This window comes from Photobacterium ganghwense (assembly GCF_003025595.1).
Taxonomy (GTDB): Bacteria; Pseudomonadota; Gammaproteobacteria; order Enterobacterales; family Vibrionaceae; genus Photobacterium; species Photobacterium ganghwense.
The window spans coordinates 645014-657862 of record NZ_PYMI01000002.1 but is presented as its reverse complement, the minus strand read 5'-3'; the positions used below and the strand labels follow the sequence as shown (position 1 = coordinate 657862).

Genomic DNA, 12849 nt, shown 5'->3' with positions numbered 1-12849 from the left:
AGTAATGTCATTACCCTTCAGCTGACATATTTTGTACTGCAGAAACTGCCTGTTCACTGGACAGTGATTTTACTTGAGCTTCCAGCTCTTTTGCTGTTTTCTGGCTGACAAACTCTTTATACAAATGATCCTGAGTCATTGGATTCATGCCTGGAACTTTCATCATTGCAGCTTTAAACTGTTGTTCAGCTTCTACTTTCGGAATTGTCACCAGAGCACAAACCTGATCTTTGCCAGCAATGTTCACGATAGCGACTTTCTCAACCTGGCTTTTTGTCAGTGAAACACTTGCCACTTGTTTCGCAACTTGCTCAAACGAAGTACCGGATGTTGTCATGCCAGATGCACTTTCCATCTTCTGGTATGACTTTTCAAGTATGCTGGCTTTCAACTGCATATTCTGCGCCAGGGTATTACGAGCCAACGAAATCGCATGGTTACGATCAATAGAAAAGTTACCAGAACTTACGACACAGTTCGAAGCGGCAAAGCCATTAGCCGATACCGGGTTCATCACCCATTCAGGCATATTCGTGATGTTACTGTTATTTGCCTGATTAGCATCATTTGAAGCACAGCCTGCCAGAGTCATCGCCAGTACCGCTGTGGCAAATACGTTTGTTTTGTTCATATTGTGTTCCTAAAAGTAATACGCCGTCAGTAAATCGTTAGAAAGCAGGCATGGCTGAACTTATCGTTCACCCGCCAGTTCAATGTCAAAAATAAGAAGACAGATCAGCCGCTGATGCCTGTTCTTTTTCGAGTAGCCGTTCTTCGATATCCAACGACAGTTCTCGACAATGCGTGCTTTGACATTGCTCTGTAATCTCCAGTGCAACATCATAGTTCTCATTCCGAAAAAGCCAGGATGCCAGCTCAAGCTGTATCCGGTCATCTTTCATAGCAGAAACGTCAACATATTTTTCAAAGTAGTGAACGGCTTTCGGCTGATCATGTTTGCTTAGTGCCAGTGCTACCAAGCTAGCCGCATCCATTGAGACATCAGGTTGTTCCATCAGATAAGGCAGCAATCGGTATAAAGATTCAGATTGATGGCTCTGAAAATACACAAAAGCATAGTTCAGTGCCGTCAGGTGCAAATTTACCCCTTCGCCGGTATCCGCTACCGTCGCAGAACAGCCCGCCATTTGGGTTGATACCTGCTGATAGTGAATGTCGGAGATGCGGTAACGGAGATTCGCCATTGGCCAATCGCTTAGCGTTTCAGTGATTAATCCCTTTGCCAGTAATTGCGCTTCATACCGTTGCCTGAGCGTTAACCCTAACCCTTTCCGGCACAACGATTTCATTTGATCAATCGCTAAACCGAACTCTCGTTGCGCAATCACAGACACCTTTTCATTGCTGCTCAAAACACGGTAACGGGTACCCGCAAACTGCCAAGAGGATTCACTTAAATCAGGCGAAGCGCTAAGCCATGTTGGCAGGCACAAAATGCCTACCAACATGATTCGGGGATTACAGATCATTTACACGACTAACCTGACCTGATGGCCCTTGAGAATGGTTTCCATCTTCTGTTAAACCACCGGATGATTGAATACGGTGGGTCGTGCCAACGGTTTTACCTTCGCGGACTCGCTGGTCATTTTCTGCCGCCGCTTTTTTTGCAACAGCCTCCAGTGATGGCGCATACACAGCAACCGCCAGCATCCAGTCACCATCAGTACTTTTAAAGGTTTTCACCGAAACACCCGGCGGCACTTTACCGGCGGCAAATGACTTGTAAGATTCTGCATGTTTTAGGTTATTCATGAACGTGTGTTTGTCTTCCGCAAGCACTTTGGCATCAGCAGGGTTAACGCTGTCTACCGGATATTCAAACTGTTCATTCTGCTCCAGTTGATTTTCCGTAAACCCACCCTCCCAATAAATTTGCTCACCTTTCATCACCGCAATCAGGCCATTTCGGGCTTTTGCCTGCGCTTGAGATTTCGCAACCCCCAGCAGCTTACGTTGTACGGACTTGTTCTTGTTTTCGCGAATAATGGATGAGCCAAACCCAAGCACAAAAGACTCACCAGTTTCCATATTAGTAATAACTTTGGCACCAACAGGTGGCATCACTCCAGCCTGCAGATCAGCAATGATTTGTTTGAAGATGGCATTCGGCTCAGTAGTCTGCGTTAATGCTCCAACCTTCCGCTTTGTTTGCTCCCGAGTTTTTGGTGTCGAAATCAAACTGACTCGTACCAATTTTTCAGTGGGATCGTCATAAACATCAAACGTGACATATCCGGCCAGTGCCCCTTGCACCGATTCAGCACAATTATCGCTGGACAGGCTGGTGGTATTTGCAACACTTTCAGTCGCCGTATCAATGGCATCAGTAACTTCAGTCATGGCAGTCGCACATGCGTTGTTCATGCCATCCATGTTCTCTACCAGTTGCTTCTTCGCAATTTGAAATGCCTTCATATATGCGGCACGTTTTGACAACAAAGTCGCATTACGGTTTTCATACGTTTCGTAACTGGCAGAACCGGTTGACAAAATGCCCACACCTGAGCTGACAGCGATCATTTTCACACCGTCTTCCTCATCTTCGATTAGGCTCTGGTGCGCCAATAAAACAGCAGCCTTAGGATTTTCAGCAACAATCACCCCAGCAACGTCTTTTACGTCACTGGTATCAACCGCCTGAGTAGCTTCTGCTGAAGCTGTCGCCGGTACCAAATCGTCGAGATCAAAATCTACACTGGCATTGGCAAAGTTCATTGAACTTGCCACTACCAGTGACAAAAACGTTTTTTTAAACATGATTAATCCTGTGTGATTACATCACAGCACACTGAGTTGATATTCATTCAGAACGGTCATTCGGGATTGGTAACCAGGCTGATGGGTTTGTAATGACGGTTCTATATATTGAGCCAAGTCTCCGGCATCGCTCATTGAACGCAACTGAACCACCACCTTTCCGGACTGACTTTTTAGCTTCACATCAGACACACCATGAATCGCACTTAACAAGCTGTAGAGCCTACCTTGCTGACCAGCAGCCTTTTGAGAGAAAATCAACTCACGTACAGGCCCACCTTGCATAGCCATTTTTTGCACTGCCTGATGCAACTGTGCTTTAAGCGCATGCTGATTGTCTTCCACTGCAAGATGAATTGCTGCCAGTTCATTGAGCATGCCGGGCTTATTGGGCAAGGTCATAAATGTCGGATCATTTCGCCAGGAACTGTACTGATTACCGGCCCTGTCTACGACAGACGCAGCCATTTCGAGCTGTAAACCTGAAGGGGTGACTTTCTCCTGCTCTCTCACATTGAGAATAATGCTGGCCTGAGCAGGCTGTGACGACAGGTTAAAACCCATATCGGCTAACGCTGTGCTAAAGGTCGTTTTCACCACCGGCAGCCGAGCATTAATGTAGACTGACGGACGCCCAAGGCTACTGATCAACCGAGCGATACGACTCTCAACCTGTTCACGTTCCACAGTCACATCCAGCGTTACAGTGACCGTTCCATTCGCTAAACGCTGTTGTGAAATCTCGCTCCACCCAGTGATCATTCCCTGCGACTGCATTGACAAAGACTGGCGCGCCACTTCAACAAGGTTGAAATCATCACTAGCAGATGTGGCCGACATCTCGGAATAAGACTGTTGTAAGTACCCGGACTTCACCATAACGCCCAGCACCTGACTAATCGCGCGCCGAAAAGCATCCTGCTCTGCCACTTGCCTTGCTGTCAGTCCAGTCTGGGCATCATGCTGCCCTTCGCCGGTAACAACAACTGACATCGTTGGTGCGTCAGACCATTCAACATCATCGCCAAAATCATCCTCATTATTAGACGCTGTCGGTGCAATACGAACGGTCACGCAAGTATCATCGCCCTGAATTTCAGGTTGACCAAAGTCCGCCTTAACAAGACCCTGAGAAATTCCAGAGACCAGTGTTTCGCGCTGAGATTCGCTGTAACTGTCATTAAACAGTTCATTATCAGAAGATGATAGAGAGAGGGAAGATTCACCCTGAAGAAACAGCCGTAATTGGTTTAGGCCATCTGCTTTTGCGGCTTCAACCGCCGCCGCGCCGCGCCCATAGGCACAGCCCGTTTCAATAAGAGCCAGTGTAGACTGGCTCTTATCAAGTTCAATCGCAGAGGTACTCATGCACACAAATAAGCTACTCAGGGCAAAGCCTTGCGTCAGCTTTTTGGTGCCCATGTACTACGTTCCTTCATGAATTCCATTGGAACACCCACGCTGACAGCGAACAATCGACGCTGACGATCTGGGCGATAGATGCCTTTTTCTGCTGAGTCCCGAACATCATCAGCGGTATCACTGTCTTTCCAACGCACCATTTTGCCTTGGGCACTTTGCTTGCTCGGATTAACAGTTGCCACACCAATAGGTTCAACAAAACCGGCGCTGTATTCAAACACAACCATGGTTTCATTTGGCAGTACACCCGCATTCTGACCACGATCCAGAGAAATACGATCCCCTTTCACGCCCATAACCTGTGCAGTAGCCGGCATCTCTTTAAGCAAACGCGTTAGCATGATATCAAAGCCACGAGAGGCCATTTCATTCATCACCGCGTTGACGTCCTTACCGCTTTCGTAGTTGAAGCCGCGATAGTAACTACCATTTGCAATGACGGTGGTATAGCTGTCACGATCGCGAACGTCAAAGTTAGAAACGCGGATTTTGCCAAGGTTCGGGTAACTAACCTTCTCTTTGGTATAAGGATCAATCACACCCGTCGACATTTCCATGGATGTCTGAAACAGTGATTGAGTCGAACCAAACAACATATCACCGGTTTTCAGCACATCCACTTTTATTAAATAATCTGTCGACAAGCGCCCGAGAGCTGACTTTTTCCGAGCAACATTCACCGCCCCTTCATCAGCCAGAATTTCTTCCATAGCCAGATTTACCGCATCGTTGTCACGCGTCACAATTCGAAAACGGTTCACGCCAGCAAACTGGTTTTCCAGTGTATTTTCCAGCGCCTTTGAACTGAATTTGGCAATGTTTGAGTGCATACTATTAAACACATCAGCAGACTTGCCGCGCAAACTTGCGCTCACGTCTGTTTTCACATCACCGAAATACATACGGATAGTTTTCTTGGCTAACGGGCAGCGACTGTCTTTTTCAGTCGCCTCATACGTGCAGAACTGCAGCCCCTGCGTGTTGAAAAAAGCAGGGACTTCAATATCGCTGTCAGTAAAGTCGTGCGCAGATTTACCAATGATCAACGAAGAATTACCAGCATTACTTTCGACCGAATAACTCTGGCTTCCCTGGTTAGTCTGACAGCCGGCCAAAGCGAGCGCTACTGTCATCAAACCTGCTAGTTTGGTCACTTTCATTACGATCTCGCTTTGTCAGCTACCACGCTATCCAGTTTCTCAAGTTGATCGATAGTGCTCTTATCCATCATGATCAGTTTGTTAGCATCAACAACCAGATCCATACGCGCTTTCATTTCATTGTAAGCTTCGACTACAGGAACAACTTCGGCCTCTTCTGCTGCTGACATCAGGTTCGTAATAACACTTGTACCTGACTCTTTTGCAATCAGCGTCGCGTGATCTTTTGCGATCAACGCAATTTCACCAGCCTGAAGGGCAATATCTGCCGCCAGTTTTACGTTCTTTCTGAAGATACCATCGGAAGCTTTTTTGTATGCTTCAACCTGCGGACGGATTTTCTTACGCTGAGGTTTACCTTTGTCGAACTCATCCATTGCTACACGCAGTTCTTCATCAGATTTATCTGCATTCACTTCAAGGAAACCCGCTACATCACCGTGCTTGTTCGCCATAGTGCGGTAGTCAGACAGCACATCACACTGGCGCTCCTGAATAGACACCATGACTTTAGAGACATTATCTACGGCATAAGAGACTTTAGTGAAATCTTTACCCAGCTCTTTACAGTTTGTTTTCAGTTCCTGATTCAGCTTTGTGCGGTCTACCGTTGCTGTTTCAAAACCCGGGATTGAAGAACAACCCGCCAGAACCGAAACCATAAAACCAGCCACTAATGTCTTTTTGAACATTACCTTTATCCTTTGTGTAACAGTGAATATATTGAGTTATTTTTTATTTGTATCATCAGTTTTTGTCGGGCATGGCGAATGGCATGCTCAACACTCTGCGGAGAGTCACCTATCTCCGTCAGCGTTTTTTGCCCAACAACCACTCCAGGGTTATTGGCTTCAAAAACTTGAAAAGTCAGCGCTAGCTTGGCCATGTATTTATTATTTTTATGCCCTTGCTTTTGCTTACTTTTAATGTAAACAATCAGTTTTCCTTTGCCTGTAGCTTCCAATAGCTGCGACAGTGTTTCTGCTGCCTGTACAGATAATAAATCTGCTGAGGAACGAATTTCGACCGGAATTCGTTTTTCTAATTCATAAGAAAGCTGAGTCAGTTCCGACTGGTCGGATAGAAGCGGCGAAGAAGTATTCCCCGACAGCGACCCCAGTACTTTCAACCACATTTTAGTTTGCTGTAACTTTTCCTGTGCATGTTTAATACGCAATAATGACGACCATAACTGGTTGTCATTTACAGTTAAAAAGTCTCGGATTAACACATGGTTTGCGGCAACTTCATGCTCTAAGGCATTTATCCACTGCGTCTTATTAACTTTATATTGGTACTCACAACCCAAGTTATCGCATTCCTTATTAATAACTTGCATTAAACCAATTTGGACAGGCAATGACTTCACACTGGATTCGAAAGCATAACTGCTTTCAACCACATCGTTCAGTTTCACCTGAGTATTTCGCTCTGCAACTTCAACTTGGCTATAGACCTGAAGAGCTAATTGCTCCCTTGCATCTGATATAGCTTCTTTCTCATTTTCCCCTATACCTTTCACGAACAAATAGTCATCTGCGATCACCGGTGTATTCGTACCCAGGAGGCATAAAGAAATTAACGGCAGAAATAGCCGCTTTATTAAATGCTTCACAATTATTATTACTCAAGGAGATAGCCGCAGAAAAATGTACCTAATATTCAACGACACTGCAAACAACTATCTTCATGATTATCAATAGATAATCAGCATAATCATTCACCAACAAACGCCAAAAGTTTGACATCGCTCCCATAACCAAGAGGTCAAACCACGTCATTCACATCTCTCAGCACAGAGTAAAAGCGGCTTTAAGTGATATTTCATCGTGACAATAAAAACTATGTTCATTAAAAGTTAATCGCAACTTTATGAATACCACTTAGGGTATAGGCTTATTATTGAATAAATCATTTTTGTGATCTAAATTTACTTTAATCAAAAAAACATCATTCAAAAGTTCAAATAAAGTACAGCTTAAGTAAGATGCTTTAAGAAAATGTCTAATATTTTACGATTCATCATTAAATAAACGGGCAAAAATTATCCGATAATAGTTCTACACTACCGCCTTTTAATTTTTCCTATGGGGTAAATTTAAATTTGTTCTTCACACAACACCTATTTCTATCCATCACAGCAGTTACTTACCATTAACAACCATATTTAACAGGGAAGAATATGTTCGATACAGAACAGAAAAACCATGAGAATAGACTAAGACTCTGAGTATGTGCCGGTGAGTAAACAAAGCCATCGCAAGTTTTCCCTTGCTGAGGGAACCGGCCATGACTGCATGCTGATAAAATAAAAATCCACTGAAAAAAAGTATGAATAGGTAGCTATATCACTCACTGACCCGAAGATATAAACGGGTCAAAGAAATTGGTCACCAGCAAAAACAGTAGTGAGATAGCAATCAGCCATGCTGAAAAAACAATTTCGTGATACGCCATATTCAGCAATTGCATGCGTGCTGCATTGCCTTTCCGGGTTTGCTGCCAAACTTCATAGCAACGAGCCAACGCTAACTCAGCATTGGCCTCATAACCATATTGCTTAATTTCGTTCAGCCAGGTTGGTGGTAGATCTAACCCATAATCACATCTCGGCCTGAGCGTGCGAAACAAAAAGCTCCATGCTGAAAGCAGTGCCGCATAGGTAAAAACAACTGTAATGGTGGCCACCCAACTTAATACGTCAGATGGAGGAAAGAAGACCGCTGCAGCCAAAAACACCAGCACAGTGAAACCTGCAATAACGGCGGAGTGCACCCCCAACAATCCTGCGGCTTTCTTGTCCAGGTGCAGTTGGTATTTCAGCTCATCATCCAGCGCCTGACGCGCATGTTGATAAAGCACCGCGAGGCTGTCTTCCGGCATCAAAGGGCAACCCTCTGTTTTTTCTCCTGATGCCTGAGAGTATAGCCTGACCTCGTGTTCTCGGTTTCTTTTTGCTGGTCTCCTAAAAGTGGCATTACAAGAGGGGATGGCGTTCAAAGTACGACTTGGTAAACGCAATAAATGCCCGCAACCGTGTAGGCTGATATTTGTCCTGATGATAAATAGCAGAAAACTCTACCGTCGGAATCGTCCATTTATCAAACACTTCCACCAGCTTTCCTGCATCAATCTCCTGCTGGCAATAGCAACTCGGGACACGGATAATCCCATTACCGGCTAATGCTCCTTTCACCAGGACGCGCCCGTTCCGGCACAATAGCGGACCATTGACCGTCACTTCAGTTTGCTGTCCTGTATCGAGGCTAACGTAGCTCCATCGCTTTACGGTACCGGTCAGGCAACGATGATGTATCAAATCTTTAGGGTGCGTTGGTCGACCATATTGGCTGATATATTCGGGACTAGCGAGCGTGTTCATACTCACATCCAGTAATTTTCTGGCAACAAAACCGGCGTCGTCGAGTTTTCCCATCCGAAACGCAATGTCGAAATCATCTTCAATCAAATCTACGCGATGACTGCTGAAATCCAGATGAATATCCACATCCGGGTGCAGCAGCATAAACTCTGACACAATGTGCGCGATGACATCTTCTCCGAGATACCCCCCGACACAGTTGATTCGGATTTTACCTTTAACTTCGTTGACATCATCAACCGCAGCCAAGAGTGCCTGATCAATGTTGTTCAGCGCCCCTTCGCATTGCTGATAAAAATGCCGTCCTGCATCAGTCAGTTTGAGGGTACGTGTTGTCCGGATAAGTAATGTCACCCCCATCTCTGTTTCCAGCTGACTGATTTGCCGGGAAACATGCGACCGGGAAACATTCAGCACTTCTGCCGCCTTAGTAAAGTTCCCCAATTGTGCAATAAGCACAAAGGATCGAATGTCCGCCAGATTAATGTGATTGATCATCTCAAGATACTCCCTAACTGCTCTGATTGTTGCAGCTGAACAACAGTGTTTCAACCTATGCGATATATATCAACAATGATGATTTATCTACACTTCATTTATTGCAGCCAACATGCTGTTCAGGCTGACAAATCATCAAAATGATTAAGGACACTAAATGAAAGCATTGATCGTTATCACCGGCGCAAGTTCAGGTATTGGTGAAGCTATCGCTCGCCACTTCAGCACACAGGGGCACCCATTGCTGCTGCTGGCTCGTCGTGTTGAACGGCTTCAGGCCATGGGCTTGCCACATACCCTCTGCGAGCAGGTAGATGTCACTGACCAAGCCAGTTTCGAGGTTGCTATTCAAAAGGCAGAAGCGCAGTATGGCCCGGCAGATGCCTTAATCAACAACGCTGGCGTGATGTTACTTGGCCAGATTGATTCACAGGACGCATCTGAATGGAAACGCATGTTTGATGTCAATGTCCTGGGTCTGTTGAACGGTATGCAGGCGGTGCTTGCTCCTATGAAAGCCCGCAACAGAGGGACCATCATCAATATCAGTTCCATTGCCGGTAAGAAAACCTTCCCAGATCATGCTGCCTACTGCGGCACGAAGTTCGCTGTTCATGCCATTTCAGAAAACGTTCGGGAAGAAGTCGCCGCCAGCAATGTGCGCGTAACAACAATCGCCCCAGGCGCAGTTGAAACCGAGTTGCTGTCACATACATCCTCACAGTCGATCAAAGACGACTATGATGCGTGGAAGGAAGAAATGGGGGGCGTTTTAGCGGCCGATGACGTGGCTCGAGCTGTCTTGTTTGCTTATCAGCAGCCACAAAATGTCTGTATCCGTGAGATAGCACTGGCACCAACGAAACAACAGCCTTAAACACAAATCTGCGCTCTGGCAGCCTTTAATTGGTATGCCAGAGCCTTTGTAACCATGATTCATGCCAAATCTAACCCGGCGTCACTCTGATAGATAACAGAAGATACTGCGTTTATCTCATCGACAGCTTCACAAATCCCCACACCAATTTTCACAAATTATCACAGCCACGTGACCATCATCACAGGATAACCCCGATAAACGCGATACCATGCCGTTCTCTGTACCTGAACATAAAAGCTAACATCTCCTATGAGTAAGAAAATTATTCTAGATACCGATCCGGGTATCGACGATGCAATGGCCATCCTGTTTGCCGAAGCGCATCCTGATATTGATTTAGTAGGTATTACAACGGTTTACGGTAATGCTACTATCGAAAACGGCACCCGTAATGCGTTGTACCTGAAAGAACGCTTTGGTTTCCGTTGCGATGTCGCCAAAGGCGCAGAAAAAGCTTTAGTTCGTCCACCTGTGGGTCCGACAGTTGTGGTTCATGGTGAAACAGGATTTGGGGATCTGAATGCCAGCGAGCCTCAACATACCAAGGCCGATCCTCGTCCGGCATATCAGTACATCATTGATACCGTAAAAGCGTCCCCGGGAGAAATCACGCTGGTCGCAGTCGGCCCTTTGACCAACTTCGCCTTAGCACTGGATGCCGCGCCTGAAATCACCACCCTGGTTAAAGAAGTAGTCATTATGGGTGGGGCTTTTGGAATGAACGATCACCGTGGTAATGTCACCCCGTTCGCTGAAGCCAATATTCACGATGACCCGCATGCTGCGGATAAAGTGATGACAGCTGACTGGCCAGTGGTCGTGTTGGGGCTGGATGTCACCGAAGAAAGCTTTTTCTCCGCTGAGTACCTGGATGCACTCAGGGATGAAGGCGGTGAGGTGGGTCAATTTATCTGGGATGTCAGCCGTTATTACCTGCGTTTCTACGCCAATAAACTGGGGCTCAATGGCTGCCACGTGCACGACCCTTCGGCGATTGCCTATGTGATTCAGCCTGATCTTTTCACGTTACGCAAAGGACCGATTCGGGTGATGACAGAAGGTCCGGGCGAAGGAATGACGCTGCAAAAATTTGATGGCCGCCGTTATCAAACCGATGATTGGAAAGACATGCCGAGTCAGAACGTAGGCGTTGGAGTCAATGAACCAGCGCTGTTAAACCTATACCGCGAAGCCATTATTGGCTATGAAAACAAGCGTCAGGGGTAGCAAAGCTGATCACGTTCAAACAGGGGACATAGGTTCCCTGTTTTACTTTACTGCCATATCAAGCATCGCCTTAACTGCGGTGTTTATTTTCATTTGTTTTTATTATCCGCCGGTTTCTCTATTCACCTTTCCCTATTCTCAGTATTACTTCTTATCTTTCATCTCTCTTTCCCTTCTCGTCCGCCGTTTCAAAACGCATGATGACCAACGAAGAGAGTAAAACTAAGGCACTAAATCAGCTGAGTGTTCCACGTAAACCAATCAAATTCCCGAATGGATCCAGCACCTGACACATCGACAATCCGTTTTCAATACACATTGGTCCCCGATACACAGTCGCCCCCAACGACGTAAAATGTGCAATCGCCTCATTGAGTGAAGAAACGCGCCAATAGAGTACGGTTCCCATTTTTCCATTCCCCACTTTTTCATCCGCCTGCACAATTTCCAAAGAAAACCCGCCCAGGTTGAGTACCGTAAAGTCAAATTCGGGTAAATAAATCATTTCTGCTTCGGGAAACGCCTGTTGATACCAGACTAATCCGACCTGAACATCCGGAACATGAATTAATAAAGCTGAAGGGATCATGATTCTCCTTAATACGCTAAGGACAACATTCAAATAGAAAAACAATCAAGTTTTAAAAAGGCGTGATTGCACCGTCTACTACCTGTGTAGGTACTAAAGTATATGCAACGAGATAATAGAATAAAGCCCCTGCGAAAGGGGCTTTATGAAATTAGATCAGGAAATCGTCCAGCGACTTACCTTCTTTTTCGATTGCTTCTTTCAGTGGTGCTGGCATACGACCCTGGCCAGTCCAGGTACGCTCTTCGCCATCAACCATAAATTTGTATTTTGCAGGGCGTGGCGCACGCTTTGATTTTGGTGCTTCGTCCAGCATTGCCAGAAGCTCTTCAGGAGAAATACCTTCAGCAGCCAGCATATCGCGGTACGCTTGCAGTTTCTGCTCGCGCTCTTTATTTTTTGCGCGCTCTTCCGCTTCCGCTTCTTCACGCTCAGCGACAACAGACTGAAGCTTCTGTAGGCCCTCTTGTAACTCTTCTAAGGTCATTTCACGAGCGGTCGCACGAAGGGAACGCAGGTTTAACAATGTTTGGATAACGTCGCTCATTATTATTAATTCTTTCAGAAAGGAAAATGGTATTATAACGATAGTTCACTCTGACGACTATTATCTTTTTCATTTCACCGTTAATTAAATTTCCCCATTATTTTTTCATTATTCTCTGAACTATTAATGTGTGATCTTCTCACGTTGCCGTTGAACCGTTTCTCTTTGTTCAGGACACAATGGATTCCATCGCCTTCCCAATTAAATGACTTGATGCGTCGGTTCCGAACTACTGCAGATGCTCCTTGATGTCAGTTGAGCTATACAAAGTCTGCATGGAATAAAATTTGCGGAGTTCACTTTCGCTTACATGCTGAATGAAGCCCCAGAAAAACACCATCGTTCAAAGGAAAAAACAAGTGC

At 45.7% G+C, this 12849-nt stretch carries 13 protein-coding genes; 2 read left to right on the top strand and 11 right to left on the bottom strand.

The genetic code is table 11. The annotated features are described in order from the left end of the window. Positions 1–10: 10 nt before the first annotated feature. The 9 genes from C9I92_RS08825 to C9I92_RS08785 form a co-directional block, all read right to left on the bottom strand. Positions 11–631 carry a hypothetical protein gene (locus C9I92_RS08825; protein WP_047884653.1) on the bottom strand — a complete coding sequence of 207 codons (621 nt, stop codon included), beginning with the start codon at positions 629–631 and terminating at the stop codon, positions 11–13. 85 nt (positions 632–716) lie between these two features. Then, entirely contained in the window at positions 717–1349 is a 633-nt protein-coding gene (locus C9I92_RS08820) for a hypothetical protein (RefSeq protein ID WP_146149679.1), read from the bottom strand. 130 nt (positions 1350–1479) lie between these two features. Further along, entirely contained in the window at positions 1480–2781 is a 1302-nt protein-coding gene (locus C9I92_RS08815) for a hypothetical protein (protein ID WP_047884655.1), read from the bottom strand. 21 nt (positions 2782–2802) lie between these two features. Further along, positions 2803–4203 (bottom strand): hypothetical protein, encoded by a 1401-nt coding sequence (locus tag C9I92_RS08810; RefSeq protein WP_047884656.1) that lies wholly within the window; start codon positions 4201–4203, stop codon positions 2803–2805. Beyond that, positions 4185–5363 carry a hypothetical protein gene (locus C9I92_RS08805; RefSeq protein WP_047884657.1) on the bottom strand — a complete coding sequence of 393 codons (1179 nt, stop codon included), beginning with the start codon at positions 5361–5363 and terminating at the stop codon, positions 4185–4187. The genes C9I92_RS08810 and C9I92_RS08805 overlap by 19 nt, the downstream gene beginning before the upstream one ends. Next, entirely contained in the window at positions 5363–6055 is a 693-nt protein-coding gene (locus tag C9I92_RS08800) for a hypothetical protein (RefSeq protein WP_047884658.1), read from the bottom strand. The genes C9I92_RS08805 and C9I92_RS08800 overlap by 1 nt, the downstream gene beginning before the upstream one ends. 5 nt (positions 6056–6060) lie before the next feature. Then, positions 6061–6909, bottom strand: coding sequence for a hypothetical protein (locus C9I92_RS08795; protein ID WP_146149678.1), 849 nt, complete (start codon positions 6907–6909; stop codon positions 6061–6063). Positions 6910–7715: 806 nt separating this feature from the next. Further along, entirely contained in the window at positions 7716–8246 is a 531-nt protein-coding gene (locus C9I92_RS08790; protein ID WP_047884660.1) for a hypothetical protein, read from the bottom strand. Between the two features lie 94 nt (positions 8247–8340). Next, a complete protein-coding gene (locus C9I92_RS08785) occupies positions 8341–9243 on the bottom strand; it encodes a LysR family transcriptional regulator (RefSeq protein WP_047884661.1) in 903 nt (300 codons plus the stop codon). A gap of 157 nt (positions 9244–9400) precedes the next feature. Between C9I92_RS08785 and C9I92_RS08780 the strand changes: the two genes are divergently transcribed. Together C9I92_RS08780 and C9I92_RS08775 are read left to right on the top strand one after the other, a co-directional pair. Continuing rightward, positions 9401–10120, top strand: a complete 720-nt coding sequence (locus C9I92_RS08780; RefSeq protein WP_047884662.1) for an SDR family oxidoreductase — start codon at positions 9401–9403, stop codon at positions 10118–10120. A gap of 252 nt (positions 10121–10372) precedes the next feature. Beyond that, the gene (locus tag C9I92_RS08775) at positions 10373–11350 is read left to right on the top strand and encodes a nucleoside hydrolase (protein ID WP_047884663.1); all 978 of its coding nucleotides are present in this window, start codon (positions 10373–10375) and stop codon (positions 11348–11350) included. 235 nt (positions 11351–11585) lie between these two features. Here the strand turns inward: C9I92_RS08775 and C9I92_RS08770 are convergent, their stop codons facing one another. Together C9I92_RS08770 and C9I92_RS08765 are read right to left on the bottom strand one after the other, a co-directional pair. Then, positions 11586–11939: a VOC family protein gene (locus C9I92_RS08770; RefSeq protein ID WP_047884664.1), complete on the bottom strand. Its 354-nt coding sequence runs from the start codon at positions 11937–11939 to the stop codon at positions 11586–11588. Between the two features lie 151 nt (positions 11940–12090). Beyond that, positions 12091–12486: an H-NS family histone-like protein gene (locus C9I92_RS08765; protein ID WP_047884665.1), complete on the bottom strand. Its 396-nt coding sequence runs from the start codon at positions 12484–12486 to the stop codon at positions 12091–12093. Positions 12487–12849: the final 363 nt, after the last annotated feature.